The 17,087-nt window shown below is 73.3% G+C and carries 14 protein-coding genes and 2 pseudogenes; 7 read left to right on the forward strand and 9 right to left on the reverse strand.

Annotation, left to right across the window (positions count from 1 at the left end):
* Positions 1–15 precede the first annotated feature (15 nt).
* On the reverse strand, positions 16–585 hold the full coding sequence (locus QBL21_RS34900; RefSeq protein ID WP_407566212.1) for a hypothetical protein: 570 nt from the start codon (positions 583–585) through the stop codon (positions 16–18).
* Between the two features lie 153 nt (positions 586–738).
* Here QBL21_RS34900 and QBL21_RS34905 point away from each other — a divergent pair, with 153 nt between their 5' ends.
* The gene (locus tag QBL21_RS34905; RefSeq protein ID WP_407566213.1) at positions 739–1,143 is read left to right on the forward strand and encodes a hypothetical protein; all 405 of its coding nucleotides are present in this window, start codon (positions 739–741) and stop codon (positions 1,141–1,143) included.
* A gap of 83 nt (positions 1,144–1,226) precedes the next feature.
* Here QBL21_RS34905 and QBL21_RS34910 read toward each other — a convergent pair whose 3' ends face one another.
* From QBL21_RS34910 to QBL21_RS34935, 6 genes and pseudogenes are all read right to left on the reverse strand, one after another.
* Positions 1,227–2,408 (reverse strand): hypothetical protein, encoded by a 1,182-nt coding sequence (locus tag QBL21_RS34910; RefSeq protein ID WP_407566214.1) that lies wholly within the window; start codon positions 2,406–2,408, stop codon positions 1,227–1,229.
* A 102-nt stretch (positions 2,409–2,510) separates the two neighbouring features.
* Positions 2,511–3,593, reverse strand: coding sequence for a CobW family GTP-binding protein (locus QBL21_RS34915; protein WP_407566215.1), 1,083 nt, complete (start codon positions 3,591–3,593; stop codon positions 2,511–2,513).
* Positions 3,594–3,650: 57 nt separating this feature from the next.
* The gene (locus QBL21_RS34920) at positions 3,651–4,844 is read right to left on the reverse strand and encodes a hypothetical protein (protein WP_407566216.1); all 1,194 of its coding nucleotides are present in this window, start codon (positions 4,842–4,844) and stop codon (positions 3,651–3,653) included.
* A gap of 184 nt (positions 4,845–5,028) precedes the next feature.
* Positions 5,029–5,982: a MerR family transcriptional regulator gene (locus QBL21_RS34925; RefSeq protein WP_407566217.1), complete on the reverse strand. Its 954-nt coding sequence runs from the start codon at positions 5,980–5,982 to the stop codon at positions 5,029–5,031.
* Positions 5,983–6,350: 368 nt separating this feature from the next.
* Entirely contained in the window at positions 6,351–8,123 is a 1,773-nt protein-coding gene (locus tag QBL21_RS34930; protein ID WP_407566218.1) for an SDR family oxidoreductase, read from the reverse strand.
* A 182-nt stretch (positions 8,124–8,305) separates the two neighbouring features.
* Positions 8,306–9,130: pseudogene (locus QBL21_RS34935) on the reverse strand (M24 family metallopeptidase); the annotation flags it as partial.
* A gap of 335 nt (positions 9,131–9,465) precedes the next feature.
* Here QBL21_RS34935 and QBL21_RS34940 point away from each other — a divergent pair.
* The 5 genes and pseudogenes from QBL21_RS34940 to QBL21_RS34960 all read left to right on the forward strand — a co-directional run.
* Positions 9,466–10,473, forward strand: coding sequence for an ABC transporter ATP-binding protein (locus tag QBL21_RS34940; RefSeq protein WP_407566219.1), 1,008 nt, complete (start codon positions 9,466–9,468; stop codon positions 10,471–10,473).
* Positions 10,463–11,410, forward strand: coding sequence for an ABC transporter permease (locus tag QBL21_RS34945; RefSeq protein WP_407566220.1), 948 nt, complete (start codon positions 10,463–10,465; stop codon positions 11,408–11,410). The genes QBL21_RS34940 and QBL21_RS34945 overlap by 11 nt, the downstream gene beginning before the upstream one ends.
* Entirely contained in the window at positions 11,407–12,318 is a 912-nt protein-coding gene (locus tag QBL21_RS34950; protein WP_407566221.1) for an ABC transporter ATP-binding protein, read from the forward strand. Before QBL21_RS34945 ends, QBL21_RS34950 begins: the two co-directional genes overlap by 4 nt.
* A 22-nt stretch (positions 12,319–12,340) precedes the next feature.
* On the forward strand, positions 12,341–13,060 hold the full coding sequence (locus QBL21_RS34955; RefSeq protein WP_407566673.1) for an ABC transporter permease: 720 nt from the start codon (positions 12,341–12,343) through the stop codon (positions 13,058–13,060).
* Between the two features lie 30 nt (positions 13,061–13,090).
* A pseudogene (locus tag QBL21_RS34960) lies at positions 13,091–13,240 on the forward strand (GNAT family N-acetyltransferase); the annotation flags it as partial.
* Positions 13,241–13,277: 37 nt separating this feature from the next.
* On the opposite strand, the gene QBL21_RS34965 reads toward QBL21_RS34960, so the two are convergent.
* A complete protein-coding gene (locus QBL21_RS34965) occupies positions 13,278–13,793 on the reverse strand; it encodes a YfbM family protein (RefSeq protein WP_407566222.1) in 516 nt (171 codons plus the stop codon).
* Positions 13,794–13,947: 154 nt separating this feature from the next.
* On the opposite strand from QBL21_RS34965, the gene QBL21_RS34970 reads away from it, so the two are divergent.
* Positions 13,948–14,709, forward strand: a complete 762-nt coding sequence (locus tag QBL21_RS34970; RefSeq protein WP_407566223.1) for a PIG-L deacetylase family protein — start codon at positions 13,948–13,950, stop codon at positions 14,707–14,709.
* Positions 14,710–14,757: 48 nt separating this feature from the next.
* On the opposite strand, the gene dnaB is transcribed toward QBL21_RS34970, so the two are convergent.
* Positions 14,758–17,058 carry a replicative DNA helicase gene (gene dnaB / locus QBL21_RS34975; protein WP_407566674.1) on the reverse strand — a complete coding sequence of 767 codons (2,301 nt, stop codon included), beginning with the start codon at positions 17,056–17,058 and terminating at the stop codon, positions 14,758–14,760.
* Between the last annotated feature and the right edge of the window lie 29 nt (positions 17,059–17,087).

The raw sequence follows: 17,087 nt of genomic DNA on the forward strand, positions 1-17,087 counted from the left end.
GGGTGCGGGGTGGTGTCAGCAGCCGCCGCAGTTGTAGTAGAGGACGTCCCAGTGGTTGCCCTCGCGGGCGTAGATGTTGCCGGAGCCGGACTGGTACATGGCCGCGCCGTCACTGCGCTGGCCGATGTAGGCGAAGTTGCCGGTGACGTAGTTGTTGATGCAGGTGCCGAGGGAGTAGTCGAGCTTGTAGCCGTTCCAGTGGCTGTACGTGCCGCCGGCGTGGCCCGTCTCGGTGCCGCCGGTGATGTTCAGGGCGCAGCCGCTCGCGGACTTGAGCGTCTGGGCGCCCTGGGCGGAGGCGAGGTTGAGCTGGTCGAAGGAGGTGCAGGTGGGGTTGTTGCGGTTGGAGCAGCCGCCGGAGGACGACCAGGTGATGCCGGAGGAGCGGAACCTCGACGTGGCCTGGGCGTGGGTGATCTTCGTGACCAGGGGCGCGGCGGGGGCCGTGGCGGACGCGGGGGCCGTGGACGCCGAAGCGGCGGGGGACGCGGCCTGGGCGGGCGTGGCCTGGGCGGGGGCGGCGGTGACGCCCACCGCGACGCCGGCGGCGAGGGCGAGGGCCGTGAGTGCGGAACGTACGCGCATGTGGAACCTCCTGCTGGGGGTGGGGAGTTGTGGGGGTCCGGCTGAGCAGGTGGTACAACGCAGGATGATGCCCGATGTCTACGCGCGTCGCCAGGGGGCGCGTGGGGGGAGGTGCGGGAACCTTCCGCCGGGGCGGGTGCGTCTGTTGGGGACATGGACGTGGGCGCGGGCACGGGCACGGGCACGGGTGGTGCGGGGGCGCGGGACGGCGGGGGCGTCGGGCTCGGCAGGAGCGTCGGGCTCGGCGGGTGTCTGCTCGCGCTGGTCGGCGCGGCCGTCGCGCCGCTTGCCTGGGCACCGCGGGCGGCGGTCAGCGTGCGCGGCGGGTTCGAGGGCCACGCCCGGGACCTGCGCGTGCTCTACGTCGACCTGCCGCTCGTCGTCCTGGGTGGTGCGCTGCTGCCTCTGGGCGTCTGGGCGCTGGGGCTGCGGTGGGTGCGGCGGCCCTGGGTGGTGGCGCTGGCGGCCGTGGCGGTGCTGGGGCTGGGGGTGTGGGGGCTCACCGAGTGGTGGTCGCCGCGGCGCCCGCCGGACCCCGGGTACGGGCCGGGGATCTGACCGCCCGTACGCGGGGCCGGTGGCCGGTGACCCGTGGGCCGGTGAGCCGTGGGCCGGTGAGCCGTGGGCCGGTGGGTCGGGGCTCAGGCGAGGACGCCCGTGAGGGGGTCGTAGCGCAGGAGCGTGAAGTCGTTGTCGGCGGGGTGGCGCAGGCCCTTCGTACGGACGGTCATGAGACCGGCGCGGTAGCGGTCCTCGGTCGCGACGCGCAGCCAGGGGCGGCCGTCGCGTTCGACGGTGACCTCCTCGACCAGGGTGCCGTCGCGGCCCGCGGCGAGGGCGTACGCGGGGCCGGTGGGCGGGGCGATGTCGATGCCGCCGTCCTCGCGGATGGTCATGGTCGCGACGAGTTCGCCGCGGCCGTCGTTGGCGTCGCCGGTGAAGTCGTAGAGGCGGGCGGGGTCGCCGACGTAGTGGCGCAGGCGGCCGAGGCCGGTGACGTCCATGCCGTTGTAGAAGTTCTTCGCGTCGGCGTCGAGCCAGAAGTGGGTGTTGTGGGTGGGGGAGTTGAAGTCGGGGCCGGAGTTGTAGGAGATGTGCCAGTGCGGCGGGTTGTCCGCGTGCAGGGTGTTGTTCGTCTCGAAGCCGGCGACGAACCAGCGGTGGCCCTTGCCCGCCGCGGTCGCCTTCAGCCCGGAGTCGACGAGGATGCGGTGCGCGGCGACGAGCTGGTGGAGCTGGGAGCGGGCCTCCTTCGCCGGCCACGCGACGGTCGCCCAGGGACCGGCGACGCGGTTCGGGTCGTTGTGGTCGAGCTTGTAGTACATGCCCGGGGATATGTCGGGGTGGCTCCAGATCTGGAGGGTGGGCTGGTTGGCGTCGGCGGAGGGCTGGGTGACCGGGAGGGTGAAGGCGATGCGGTGGCGGTCGGCGCGGTCGCGTCTGATCCGCAGCCGGGTGTCCATGTGGACGACGGCGGCCACGGTGACGCCGGGCCAGCGGACGGAGACCTCGATGCCGTCGGCGGTGGCGGGGCCGCGGACGAAGGAGTAGTACTCGGCGCGGCTGGCGACGTGGTAGCGGTCGCCGGGCACGAACTCGTAGCCGTCGGGGAGCGTCACCTCGGGCGTGGCCGGGTCGCCGGGGCGCAGGCGTGCGAGGCGGAAGGCGGCGTACGCGACGGCGGCGCCGGCGTCGGGCTGGGCCGTGGGCTGAGCGGTGGGCTCGGCGGTGGGCTCGGCGGCTGTGGCGGGGCGGGGCAGCGCCAGGGCGAGGCCGGTGGCGGACGCCCCGGTGACCAGGGCGCGGCGGCTCAACGTGCTCATGCGGGATCCCTCTCGGTCGGATGCACGACGGGGCCAGCTTGCAGCGTCTCGGGGCCCGCAGACTTTCTGTCCCGCAACGGGCAGTTGAACCCGGGTGACCTCCTACGCCCCGGAGTCCTCTTCTCCGTCCACGTACCGCAGCACTCCCCACATCGCGTCCTCGCCCCCGTCCTGCGGCGCATGGCCCCGGCAGGCGTCTAGTTCCTTGCGTACGGCGTCCGCGTCGATCCCCGAGCCGATCAGCACCAGCCGCGTGGCCCGCTCCTCGCCACGGCCCCAGGCGGTGGGGCGGAAGCGCAGGAAGCGGCCGACGGCGTGCAGCCCGTACTTCTGCGGGTGGCCGGGGACGCCGAAGTGGACGAAGCCCTTGATGCGGTAGAGGCCGGCGGGGCGGGTGTCGAGGAAGTCCAGCAGGCGGCGCGGGCTGACGGCCCGGTCGGTGGTGAACTCGACGCTCTCGTACGCCGCGTGGAGGTGCGCGCTGTGGTCGTCGGCGGCGCTGTCGCTACCGCCGGGGCCGTCGTCCGCGGCGAGGTCGGCGAAGGAGAGCTGGCGGTGCCGGGGCGCCGACGGCGTACCGGGACGGTCGTCGCCCCGCGGGTCGAAGAACAGCTCGGGATCCACCCGCCCGTACGCCGTCGCCACCACGGGCGTGCCGGGGCTCAGTTCCCCGATCGTCTCGCGGAGGCGGCGGCGTTCGGCGTCGTCGATCCGGTCGGTCTTGTTGAGCACGACGAGGTCGGCGACGGCGAGATGGCGGTCGATCTCGGGATGCCGCTCGCGGGTGGCGGCGAACTCCGCGCCGTCCACGACCTCGACCAGCCCTCCGTACACGATGCGGTCGTTCTCGCTGGCCAGCACCATGCGGACGAGTTCCTGCGGCTCGGCGAGGCCGCTGGCCTCGACCACGATGACGTCGATCCGGCCGGTGCCGGCGAGCCGGTCGAGGTAGGCGTCCAGTTCGGCGGTGTCGACGGCGCAGCACAGGCACCCGTTGCCGAGGGAGACCATCGAGTCGACCTGGCCGGCGACGGCCATGGCGTCGATCTCGATGCTGCCGAAGTCGTTGACCACGGCGCCGATCCGGCTGCCACCGCCGTTGCGCAGCAGCCGGTTGAGGAGGGTGGTCTTGCCGGAGCCCAGAAACCCCGCGAGTACGACGACGGGGATCCGTCCGCTGCCCACCAGCCACCCTCCCGGCGCCGTCCGTTCTGCCGGCGTCCAGCGTAGAGGGCGGGAACGTCAGCCGTAGCGCTCGATACGCGCTTGCGCGGGCGGGAACGGCGACTGCGCCGTGGTGCCCACCGACCAGAAGCCGGCCGTGCCCGGTATGGGCGCGAGTGCGGACATCAGGGGGGTGACGCCCCCGGCTCCGACGGGGCCTCGCTCGCTGGTCCAGGCGGTGCCGTCCCAGCGGAGGTAGTGCGCGCTGGTGCCGTCCCAGAAGTCCCAGCCGGCGATGACGGCGGGGCGCCCGGCGGCGTCGGGCGCGATGGCGCCGAGGGAGCCGACGGTGAAGGGGGCGGCGACGTCGCTCCACGCCGTGCCGTCGTAGTGGCGCAGGACGACGCCCGGCGGCTTGCCGGGCGGCCCGCCGGCGCCGTAGTCGTGGCCGGTGAGCCAGATGTCGTCGGGCGCGACGGGGAGCAGGTCGGTGACGGACAGGCGCAGTCCGAAGAGCTTGGGCAGGACGTGCCAGGAGCCGTCGTCGTAGCGGGCCACGACGAGGCCGCCGGAGACCCACGTGGCCCCCGCTCCGTCGACGTGGACGTTCCACAGGCTGGGGGCGGAGCCGTCGTCGGTGGGCAGCGCGGGGGACCAGCTCCAGCGGGTGCCGCCGGCGTCGTCGGAGCGCAGCACGCGGGAGGCGCCGTCGCGGGTGCCGGAGACGCGGACGGTGCCGTCGGGGGCGACGGTGACGGCCCACAGCTCGGTGCCGGCCTCGCCGCGGCCGGGGAAGTCGTGCTCGCGCCAGGTGGCGCCGTCCCAGGCGAGGAGGTGGTCGGCACCGGCACGGTCGTAGGCCACGGCCCAGGCGGCGACCGCACCCGCGGCGCCGGCGGGGGCGGCGGCGACGTTGCGCAGGCTGCCGGCGAAGGCGAGGTGGGAGACGTCGGTGGGCTGCCAGGCGGAGCCGTCCCAGGTACGGGCGAGGGGGCGGCCGGAGGCGGAGCCGCTGCGGGCTTCCTCGCCCACGGCCCAGGCGAGATCGGGCCCCGCGGCGGCAACGGCGTTGAGCAGGACGGCGGGTTCACCGGCCGGTACGGCAACCTCCCGCCAGGCGGCGGCACGGGACCGGGCGGTCGGGACGGACCGGTGGCCTCCGGTTGCGGCGGTACCGGTGCCGGTGGCGTGGGCGTGTCCGGCGGCGGTGAGGCCGAGACCGGTGGCGGCGGTCGTGGCGGTTAACCCTCTGACGAAACTGCGTCTGCGCATGCGTGTTCTCCTCCCGTTGTCCGGCTGAGTCAGAGTGACCCGCGAGTAACGTGGGGTCAACCCCGCGCTGGGCCCGCAGGATCCGCCACGCACCCGCCCGCCGAACCGACCCACTCGGCCCGTACCGACCCACTCGGCCGGACGGACCCGCTCGGCCCCGGCCGCGCGGCCCGGGCAGACCCGCTCAGCCCGGGGCGTCCGCCCCGCCCGCGCCGGCCGTCCCGCCCCGGTCCTTCGCCAGGGTGTCCATGCGGCGCTTGCGGACCTCCCGTTCCGCCGCCGCGGTGACGAACTCCGCCGTCGCCGCCGGGCCCACCAGGTCGCGGACCGCCGCCACCGTGGCCGCCGGCAGGCTCACCGGCACCGTCGCGGGGCCGGCAGCCGGCGGGTCGGCCGGGCCGGCAAGGTGCTGGTGGAGCTGGCGCGTGGCCAGGGTGCGCATCGCGCGGGCCAGCTCCGCGTCCATCGTCTGCTGCGCCAGCGGGCGCAGCCGGCGGACCAGGCCGGCGGCCTCGGTCGCCTCCGCGTCCGACGGGGGGTGGCTGAGGTAGCGCTGGAAGACGTGCTCGGCCGTGAAGTCGAGCAGGCCGGCGGCTATCTCCTCCACCCGCAGCCGCAGCTCGCGCAGTTGGCCGGTGATGGCGGCGAACGGTACGCCCGCCGCGTGCAGCTCCGCGGCGACCGTGAGCTGCTGCGGGCTGGGCACGAGGAACACCTCCGGCTCGCCCGCCACCCGCTCCAGCACGCCCAGCTCGACGGCCTCCTCGACCGCGGACTCGTCCGCCGCCCCGCCGAACAGCTCCTCCAGCTCCGCACGGCTCAACTGCCCGGACTCCTCGTCGGTCCACGGCCCCTGCACCTCGGCGACCAGACCCAGCACCCCGCCGAGCCCCCGGCCCGCGTCCCACGCCTCCAGCAGCTCCTTGATGGACGCCAGGGTGTAGCCGCGGTCGAGGAGACCGGCGATCTGGCGCAGCCGGGCGAGGTGTTCGTCTCCGTAGACGTTCGTCCGCCCGCGCCGCTCCGACCGGGGCAGCAGCCCGCGGTCGGCGTACGCGCGGATGGTGCGTACGGTCGTGCCGCTGGCGTGCGCCAGGTCCTCTATCCGGTACTCGCCGGCCGTCTGCTGCTCCAGCACCGCTCTCCTGCCCCCCAGCCGATGACCCGGCCCGCTCGTCGCCCCGCTCACCGGTCCGCGCCCCGGCCCGCCGCGGCGGGCTCTCCTGGGAGGGATGGTACGACCGGCACGGTGCTCACGAGGCGACTCCTGGAAAGGGAAACCGGGCCGGCAACGGCAACGGCAATCGACGACAGGGACAGAGACGGCGACGGCGAGAGGAACCGAGGCAGGGACCAGGACAGGCGACAGGGGACAAGGACAGGGACAGGGGCAGGGGCAGGGGCAGGGGCAGGGGCAGGGGCAGGGGCAGGGGCAGGGGCAGGGGCAGGGGCAGGGGCAGGGGCAGGGGCAGGGGCAAGAGGGTGCCGGGCAGGGGAGCCGGGGCGCTAGATCTTCGGCTCCACCCGGGCTATCGCCCGCAGCGCGCGCGGCGCGAACCTGGCCAGCAGCCGCGAGCCCCGCGCCTCCGGGGTGACCGGCACCACCGCCTGGTTGCGCACGACCGCCCGCAGCACGGCGTCCGCGACCTTCTCCGCCGGGTAGTTCCGCTTCCCGTACCAGCGGTGGGCGCTCTTCTGGCGGCGCCGCTCCTCTTCCTCGGATACGCCCGTGAACCGGGTGGTGGCCGTGATGTTGGTGTGCACGAAGCCGGGGCAGACGGCCGATACGCCGATCCCCTGCCCGGCCAGCTCCGCGCGCAGGCACTCCGAGAGCATCAGCACCGCCGCCTTCGACGTCGCGTACGCGGGCAGGGTGCGCGACGGCGCGTACGCGGCGGCCGAGGCGGTGTTGACGATGTGCCCGCCCTGGCCGCGCTCGGCCATCTGCTTGCCGAAGAGCCGGCAGCCGTGGATGACCCCCCACAGGTTGACGTCCAGCACCCGGCGCCAGTCCGCCGCCGAGGTGTCGAGGAACGGGCCGGACAGACCGATCCCGGCGTTGTTCACCAGTACGTCCACCACCCCGTACGAAGCGGCGACGCGCTCGGCGAACTTCTCCATCTCCCCCTCGTCCCCGACGTCCACGGCCTCCGCCCACGCCTCCGGCGCGCCGATCATCCGGCACAGCTCGGCCGTCGTGGCCGCCCCCTCGGCGTCGATGTCCGCCGCCACGATCCGCGCGCCCGCTTCCGCGAAGGCGAAGGCGATGGCCCGGCCGATGCCGCTGCCCGCGCCGGTGACCAGCACGAGCCGCCCGCCGAACCGGTCCGCGTGCGGGGCGTCGGGGACGATCTCCGCCACCGGCTTGCCGTCCTCGTGGGCGAGCACGAACTCGCCGATCCACTCGGCGAGCTGGTCGGGCCGGGTACGCGGGACCCAGTGCCGGGCGTCGATCGTGCGGCGCAGCAACTGCGGCACCCAGCGGTCCAGGTCGTCGTAGAGGCTCGGGGAGAGGAAGGCGTCCCCGGCGGGGGTGATGAGCTGCACCGGCGCGTGCGCGTAGGCGTCGGCGCGGGGGTGGCGCAGCCGGGCGCGGACGTTGTCCCGGTAGAGCCAGGCGCCGTGCGCGGCGTCGTCGCCCAGGGAGGGCGTCGGATAGCCGTCGCCCGGAACCTTCTCCAGCCGCCGCAGGATCGCCGGCCACCGCGCGCCGAGCGGGCCGCGCCAGGCCAGTTCGGGCAGCACGGGGGTGTGCAGCAGGTACACGTACCAGGACTTGGCGGTCTGGCCGAGCAGTTGGGCGGCCCGCCGCGGCGTGGGGCGGCGCAGCCGGCCGTTGATCCAGTGCCCGAAGTGGTCGAGGGACGGGCCGGAGAGGGAGGTGAACGACGCGATGCGGCCCTCCGCGCGCTCCACCGTGGTGAACTCCCAGCCCTGCACCGAGCCCCAGTCGTGCCCGACGAGGTGCACCGGGCGGTCCGGGCTGACGGCGTCGACCACGGCGAGGAAGTCGTCCGTGAGCTTGGCCAGCGTGAAGCCGCCCCTGAGCGGGCTCGGCGCGGAGGAGCGGCCGTGGCCGCGGACGTCGTACAGCACGACGTGGAAGCGCTCGGCGAGCCGGGACGCGACCTCGGACCACACCTCCTTGCTGTCCGGATAGCCGTGCAGCAGCACGACTGTCGGCCGCCCGGCCTCCCCCAGCTCGGCCACGCACAGGTCGACCCCGGCGGCCCGCACCCACCGCTCCCGTACCGCAGCCGCGCCGCGCGACTCGCTCACGCCACCCACCCCTTCTCCGGCTCCCGCCCCTGCGCCGACTCCCGCGCGCGGTCGGACGCCCGGCCCTTCGCCACGGCCCCGCCCGACTCCTGTTCCCCGCCCGACTCCATCTCGCCCTCCGCCTCCTGCTCCCGGTCCGCCTCCCGCTCCCGGTCCGCCTCCAACTCCCGGTCCGCCTCCGCCTCGGCCCACCGCCGCACGTGCGGCAGGTCGTCGTCGAGCCAGAACGCGCTCTCCTGCGCGTCCCGTGAATCCGTGACGACCAGCAGCTCCTCGAACTTCGCGCCCGTGCCCCGGAAGCCCAGGTGCGGCTCCACCGCCCACAGCCCCGGCCGCGGCGGATGCTGCGAGAACCGGTGCGGACTCCACAGCGGCGACCAGCCCTCGCGGTGCCCGCGCAGGGCGTCCTTCGCCAGCCCCTTCAGGCTCTGCGCGCCGAAGCCGAACACGTGCGGTGCGAAGCGCCGCTCCCGGACCTGGTCGACCTTGTGCGCGATGACGCCGAACGGATAGGCCCGGTGCCGGTTGTGATACCCCTGGCGGACCATGAGGCACTCCACGTCCTCGTAGATCTCCCGCAGCGGGCGGCGCTCACGCACCTCGCGCAGGATCAGCTCGCGGTGCACCCGCAGGTCGCGCATCAGCCGGTCGTGCACGGGGTTGGGCCCGAGGCAGCCGGAATAGCCGACGTCTGCCGTATAGCCGCCGTGCACCGGCGCGAGGTCGAGGATGAACGGCATGCCCGGCGCCAGCTCCCGGTTCGTCGGGAAGAACTGGAGCGGCACCTTGAAGCCCGCGAACGCGGTCCGGTCGCCGAACCACGCGAACGGCAGGTGGAACCAGTCCCGCACGCCGCGCTCGCGCAGCCACTCCCGCTGCATCCGCGCCGCCTCCCGCTCCGTGACCCCCGGCCGGAGCTGCGCCGCCACCGCCTCCGCGCACTCGTACGCCAGCCGCTGCACGCTCCTGAACCCGCGCAGCACCGCCGACGACCCGGTGAGTGTCATCAGTCCGCCCCTCCCGTTCCCGTCCCGCACCCGCCGCCCGAACCCGCACCGCCGCAGCCGGCGCTGCCGGCGCTGCCGGCGCTGCCGGGCCGAGCCACACCCCAAATCCACACTGCCCGGACCGACTTCACCGAAGCCGGCACCGCCCCCGAAAGCTGACACCAATGACTGTGACATCGGCCCATGGCTCCGTCAATGCCCGCAGTCGCCCTGTGGATACCGCGGGTAACCTCAGGGTTCCGGGCCCTCTCCCCCTACGGGTTCGTCACCCCCGCGGCGTATCTCCCAACCATCGCCAGGTCTGACGCCCCCCACGCCCGCTCCCCACTACCGTCATGCACGTGACAGTCATCGCCACCGAGAATCTGAGCAAACGGTTTCCCCGGGTCACCGCGCTCGACGGCCTCACCCTCGACATCGGCCCCGGGGTCACGGGCCTGGTCGGCGCCAACGGCGCCGGCAAGTCCACGCTGATCAAGATCCTGCTGGGCCTCTCGCCCGCCTCCGAGGGCTCCGCCACCGTGCTCGGCCTCGACGTGGCCGCCGGCAGCGACACCGCCGCCACCATCCGCGAGCGCGTCGGCTACATGCCGGAACACGACTGCCTGCCGCCCGACGTCTCCGCCACGGAGTTCGTCGTCCACATGGCGCGCATGTCCGGCCTGCCCGCCACCGCGGCCCGCGAACGCACCGCCGACACCCTGCGCCACGTCGGTCTGTACGAGGAGCGCTACCGCCCCATCGGCGGCTACTCCACGGGCATGAAGCAGCGCGTCAAGCTCGCGCAGGCCCTCGTACACGACCCGCAGCTCGTCTTCCTCGACGAGCCGACCAACGGCCTCGACCCCGTCGGCCGTGACGACATGCTCGGCCTCATCCGCCGCGTCCACGCCGACTTCGGCATCTCCGTCCTCGTCACCTCCCACCTCCTCGGCGAGCTGGAGCGCACCTGCGACCACGTCGTCGTCATCGACGGCGGCCGGCTGCTGCGCTCCAGCTCCACCAGCGACTTCACGCAGAGCACCGCCACCCTCGCGGTCGAGGTGACCGACACCGACGCCCACCCCGACGGCACCGCCACCCTGCGCAAGGCGCTCGCCGGCGCGGGCCTGGGGATCACCGCGGACGGCCGGCTGCTGTACGTGGAGGCCGAGGACGACGGCACGTACGACGTCGTACGGGACGCGGTTGCCGGGCTCGGCCTCGGGCTGGTGCGCATGGAACAGCGCCGGCACCGCATCGCGGAGATCTTCCGCGACGACGCCGACCCGGCGACCGCCAAGGCGAGCCCGCCCGCGACCGACACCGCGACCGACACTGCAGGAAGCCCTCATGCCCACTGACGCGCCCACCACCGGCGACACCGGCCCCGGCCCGGCCCCCGGCACGAGCACACCCGCCGCCACCGACGTCATCCACGACATCGGCTACCGCCACTACGACGGCCCCCGCCTCGGCCGCGGCTACGCCCGACGCTCGCTGTTCACCCAGTCCCTGCGCGCCGCATACGGCCTCGGCCGCTCCGCGAAGTCCAAGGTCCCGCCCGCGCTCCTCTTCGGCATCATGTCCCTGGTCGCGCTGATCATCGTCGCGGTCGCCGTCGGCACCAACATGGACGAACTGCCGCTGGACTACACCGACTACGCGATCTACCTCCAGCCCGTCATCTTCCTCTTCATCGCCGCCCAGGCCCCCGTGTCCGTCTCCCGCGACCTGCGGTTCCGGACCGTACCGCTGTACTTCTCCCGCCCCGTCGAGCGCATCGACTACGTCTCCGCCAAGTACGCGGCGATGGCCTCCGCGCTCTTCATCCTCACCGCCACCCCCCTGCTGATCCTCTACGTCGGCGCGCTGCTGGCGAAGCTGGACTTCACCGACCAGACCAAGGGCTTCGCCCAGGCGCTCGTCTCCGTCGCCCTGCTGTCGCTGCTCTTCGCCGGCATCGGCCTGGCCATCGCCGCCCTCACCCCGCGCCGCGGCTTCGGCGTCGCCGCCGTCATCGCCGCGTTCACCGTGCCGTTCGGTGCCGTGAGCGCCCTCCAGGGCATCTCCTGGGAGCAGGACAACCTCGGCGCCATCGGCTGGTTCGCGCTCTTCTCGCCCATCGGCCTCATCGACAACATCCAGTCGACGTTCCTCGGCGCGACCCCCGCCACCGCCTCCCCCGAACCCGTCGACCCGTCGACCGCGGCCGGGGTGGCCGCCCTGCTCATCGCGCTGGCCATCGCCGCCGGCTGCCACCTGTTCCTGCTGCGCCGCTACCGAAAGGCCGGGCTGTGACCACCATCCGGATCGACAGCGTCTCCCGCTGGTTCGGCAACGTCGTCGCCGTCAACGACGTGAGCATGGCCATCGCCCCCGGCGTCACCGGCCTCCTCGGCCCCAACGGCGCCGGCAAGTCGACCCTCATCAACATGATGGCCGGCTTCCTCGCCCCCTCCACCGGCGCGGTCACCCTCGACGGCGTCCGCATCTGGCGCAACGAGCAGGTCTACAAGCAGATCGGGCTCGTCCCCGAGCGCGAGGCGATGTACGACTTCCTCACCGGCCGCGAGTTCGTCCTCGCCAACGCCGAGCTGCACGGCCTCGGCGCCGCCGCCGCGCAGAAGGCGCTGGCCACGGTCGAGATGGAGTACGCGCAGAACCGCCGGATCGGCACGTACAGCAAGGGCATGCGGCAGCGCGTGAAGATGGCGTCCGCGCTCGTCCACGAGCCCGACGTGCTGCTCCTCGACGAACCGTTCAACGGCATGGACCCGCGCCAGCGCATGCACCTGATGGACCTGCTGCGGCAGATGGGCGCCGCGGGCCGCACCGTGCTGTTCTCCTCGCACATCCTGGAGGAGGTCGAGCAACTCGCCGCGCACATCGAGGTGATCGTCGCCGGCCGGCACGCCGCCTCCGGCGACTTCCGCAAGATCCGCCGGCTGATGACGGACCGCCCCCACCACTACGCCGTACGCTCCAGCGACGACCGCACACTCGCCTCCGCACTCATCGCCGACCCGTCCACGGCCGGGCTCGAACTCGACCGGCGCGACGGCGTCCTGCACGTCCAGGCCGTCGACTTCGCCCGCTTCACCGAACTGCTGCCGCGCGTCGCCAGGGACCACGGCATCCGCCTCTACGAGGTCTCGCCGTCCGACGAGTCCCTGGAATCCGTCTTCTCGTACCTGGTCGCGGCCTGAGAAGGAGCGAAGAAACGCGATGCTGTACCACCCCACCGTCGCCCGGCTCACCCAGCGGGCCGTACTCGGCCGCCGCCGGGCGCTCATCCTGCTCCTGCTGCCCGCGCTGCTCATCGTCATCGCCATCGTCGTACGCGCCCTCGTGGGCGCCGACGACGAGGTCACCGCCGACCTGCTCGGCGGCTTCGCCCTGGCGACCATGGTGCCGCTCATCGGCGTCATCGCCGGCACGGGCGCCATCGGCCCGGAGATCGACGACAGTTCGATCGTCTACCTGCTCGCGAAGCCCGTGCCGCGGCCGACGATCATCCTCACCAAACTGACCGTCGCGGTCGGCGTCACCGCCGTCTTCTCCGCGTTCCCCACGCTGATCGCCGGCATCATCCTCGGCGGCAACGGCAGCCGCCTGGCGGTCGCGTACGCCCTGGCCGCGGCGGTCGCGTCGGTCGCGTACGCCGCCTTCTTCCTGATGCTCGGCACGATCTCGCGGCACGCGGTGGTCTTCGGACTCGTCTACGCGCTGGTATGGGAAGCCCTGCTCGGCAGCCTCGTCGAGGGCGTGAAGACGCTCAGCATCCAGCAGTGGGCGCTGGCGGTCGGCGAGAAGATCGGCCAGGGCGGCCACGTCGTCTCCGACGTGGCCCTGCCGGTGGCGACGGTCCTCCTCCTGGTCGTCACCGTGGGCACCACGTGGTTCGCCGCCCAGCGCCTACGCTCCCTGACCCTGGCAGGCGAGGAGTAGCCCACCCCCGGGGAGCACGAACAACATCCCGTGCTCCCCGGCGAGCCGGTCGCGATCGTCACCCAGAGCGCCAACGTCCGCTCGATGCGCCTCGCGACCAGGCTGGGGTTCACCGAGGCGGAACGCTTCGAAGCCTACGGCGCCGAACAGTGGCTCGGCGTACGCTCCGCACCCCGCTAGCGCCACCGGTACCAGCACCGCCCCGGCACCGCCCCTCCTAGCCCAGCCACACCAGCAGCGCATCGCCCTCTCGCGCCGCCGCCTCGAAGAACTCGACGAGTGCTTCGTAGTGGCCCTGCACGTAGTCGAACGACTCGGCGCGCTTCCAGATGATCTGCGGGTAGACGTCCGCGCGTGCCAGGTCGTCCGGGGTCACACCCTGCGCCAGCCGACCGAATCCGGTCGTCACGAGTCCCTCGGCGGCCTTCCGCACCTGCTCGGGAGTGAGATAGCGCGGCGGACCGTAGCCCCACTCCTCGGCCCCGGGGAGGGACTCCTCACCGTGGACCACGTTCACCGGAAAGTCGATGCGGCGGAGCAGGTACTCGATGGCGCCCCACGCCTTGTCCGTATCCAGAAAGCGCGCTTCGCCGGGATCGGGCTCGTCGTCGGTCTCGTCATCGGGTTCGACTTCGAGGAGTCCGAAGACGAAGGTCTTTGCCCAGTCGGGTTCGCGAACGGCTCGGTCCAACTCGGCCGGCGTGACCCGCACGTACTCTCCGATCATGCTCATGGCCGGAGCATAGAGGTGGGAACTGACAGGCGGCTGAGTCCCGCCGGCGGGCCGCGTTACCGCTGGGGCCGGCGGCGCGCCGGTCCGCGGCCCGGGGCTCGCCGGCACCCCATGTGCCTGGCGGCGGGCTCCTGAACACGAAAGGATGGCCGATATGACTTTGCCTGCCCTCCCCGAGGAGTCCTTCCGGCGCGTGCTCTGCGTCGTCGCCCACCCGGACGACATGGAGTACGGCACGTCCGCGGCCGTCGCCCGCTGGACCGCGCGCGGCATCGACGTCGGCTACCTCCTGCTCACCCGCGGCGAGGCGGGCATGCCGAACCCTCCCGAGGAGACCGCGCGCCTGCGCGTCGCCGAGCAGCAGGCCGCCTGCGCCGTCGTCGGCGTCGAGCACCTGACCGTCCTCGAACATCCGGACGGCGTGCTCGTCTACGGCCTCGACCTGCGCCGGGACATCTCCCGGGAGATCCGCCGGTTCAAGCCCGACGTCGTGCTCGGTACGGGGTACGCGGTCGAGACGCCCTTCGGCTTCGACCAGGCCGACCACCGCGCCGCCGGGCTCGCCACGCTCGACGCGGTGCGCGACGCGGGCAACCGGTGGGTCTTCCCGGAACAGGTCGACGACGAGGGCCTCGAACCGCACTCGGTGCGCTGGTTCATCACCCCCGGGCTCCCCGGCCGCGGCGCGACCCACGGCGTCGAGGTCACCGGTGAGCCGCTGGACCGCGGCATCGCCTCGCTCGAAGCGCACGCCGCGTACCTGGCGGCGCTCCCGGACCACCCCGCCCCCAAGGACTTCATCCCGACGTTCACCGCGATGAGCGGCAAGGCCATGGGCGTCGAGCACGCCGTCCTGTTCCGCGCCCACGACCTCCAGGCACCACCGGACTTCTCCGCGGAAACCGGCCAGGACTGACCGAGGACCACCCGGCGAGCGGGCCGGCGGGCCCGCACGCTCGCACGGTCAGGTCTGGGCCATGTCCACGAAGCGGGAGTAGTGGCCCTGGAAGGCGACCGTGATCGTCGCCGTCGGGCCGTTGCGATGCTTGGCCACGATCAGGTCCGCTTCTCCCGCGCGCGGTGACTCCTTCTCGTACGCGTCCTCCCGGTGCAGCAGGATGACCATGTCCGCGTCCTGTTCGATCGATCCCGACTCGCGGAGGTCGGAGACCATCGGCTTCTTGTCCGTGCGCTGTTCGGGGCCGCGGTTGAGCTGGGAGAGGGCGATCACCGGGACCTCCAGCTCCTTGGCGAGCAGCTTGAGGTTCCGGGACATCTCGGAGACCTCCTGCTGGCGGCTCTCCGGGCGGCGGGAGCCGCCCGTCTGCATCAGTTGGAGGTAGTCGATGACGATCATCCGGAGGTCGTTGCGCTGCTTCAGGCGGCGGCACTTGGCGCGGATCTCCATCATCGACAGGTTCGGCGAGTCGTCGATGTAGAGCGGGGCGCCCGTGACTTCCGGCATCCGGCGGGCGAGGCGGGTCCAGTCGTCGTCCGTCATGCTGCCGGAGCGCATGTGGTGCAGCGCTACGCGGGCTTCCGCGGAGAGCAGCCGCATCGCGATCTCGTTGCGGCCCATCTCCAGCGAGAAGATGACGCTGGGCAGGTTGTTCTTGATCGAGCAGGCGCGGGCGAAGTCCAGGGCGAGCGTGCTGTTGTGGGTGGGCACCATCGAGCGGGAGGCCAGGTACAGGTGGTCGGGGTGCTCGACCTGTACGCAGCGGACCGGGACGCTGGGCACCTCGCGGACCTCGGTGACGAAGCGGTGGCGGCGGGTGCCGGGCCTGCGGCGGGCGGCGTGGGTGCGGCGCTTGTGCTCCAGGCGGAAGACGTCGTCGGGGGTGGTGAAGCCGACGACGTGGACGGCAGGCGATTCCGCGGGGTGTTGCGTCGTCGTGGCGCAGCGGTGGCCGAGGCTCGTGGCGAGTTCGCGGAAGTCGTCGGCCAGGGTCCTGCTGGTGACGGCGAAGCGGACCGAGCCCGCGCGGGTGACCGTGCCGGCGCTGTCGAGGAGTCCGGCGAGCAGGTCCGTGCGCTGCGCGGCCGAGGCGCGCAGGTAGTCCCGCGGGAGGCCGTTCGCACGGAGCGCCCCCGCCTGCCGCGCGCCCGCGGTGTCCGCGGTGTCGCCTTCTCCCAGTGCGGCGCCCAGGGCGTACGGCTCTACGGGCAGAGGGCGGGCCGGGAGCGTGAGGGGGGCGGCGGTGGGGATGGAGTGGTTGAGGCGGTTGTCCGCCAGGTGCGTGCAGCGCAGGGTCTGCGCGATCTCCTTGGTCGTACGGACCGCGGCCGGGGTGCGCCGGGAGCGGCGGGAGGCCCGGGTGTCCGTCAGCCACTGGTGGTCGGCGTCGGCGACGATCGTGGTGCCGTCGTCGAAGGCGACCTCGTAGCAGGGGCGGCCGGTCATGACCTCCGTGGCGGCGACCACGCGGGTCGGGCCGCCGTCGGCGGCGAGGAGGAAGTCGCCGGGGCGGACCTCGCCCATCGTCGTCCACCCGGTGGGGGTGGGCAGCGGGGTGTCGAGGGCCAGGGCCTTGCCCATCGCGGGGCGGGCGGCGACGACGATCATCTGGCCGGGGTGGAGCCCGTTCGTCAGGGAGTCGAGGTCGGTGAAGCCCGTGGGGACGCCGGACATCTGGCCGCTGCGCGAGCCGATGGCCTCGATCTCGTCGAGCGCGCCCTCCATGATCTCGCCGAGGGGGAGGTAGTCCTCCGCGGTGCGCTGTTCCGTGACGGCGTAGATCTCGGCCTGGGCGGAGTTGACGATGTCGTCGACCTCGCCGTCGGCCGCGTATCCCATCTGGGTGATGCGCGTGCCCGCCTCGACCAGGCGGCGCAGGATGGCGCGCTGGTGGACGATCTCGGCGTAGTACTCCGCGTTGGCGGCGGTGGGGACGGACTGGACGAGGGTGTGGAGGTACGACGCGCCGCCCACGCGGGCGAGTTCGCCGCGCTTGGTGAGTTCGGCGGAGACGGTGATGGGGTCGGCCGGCTCGCCGCGCGCGTAGAGGTCGAGGATCGCGGTGTAGACGGTCTCGTGGGCCGGGCGGTAGAAGTCGTGGCCCTTGAGGACCTCGACGACGTCGGCGATGGCGTCCTTGGACAGCAGCATGCCGCCGAGGACGGACTGCTCGGCGTCCAGATCCTGCGGGGGTACGCGCTCGAAGGCGGCCGGGGCGCCGGGGCCCCAGGGGTCCTCGGGGACGGGCTGCTCCGGCCGGCTGTGCTGGTCCGGCTCCCGGCGCAGTGGACGGACGTCCCCGGGCATGGTGTCCACGTAGTCCCGGTGCTCGGACA

It is taken from the genome of Streptomyces sp. 184, assembly GCF_045781775.1.
GTDB lineage: Bacteria > Actinomycetota > Actinomycetes > Streptomycetales > Streptomycetaceae > Streptomyces.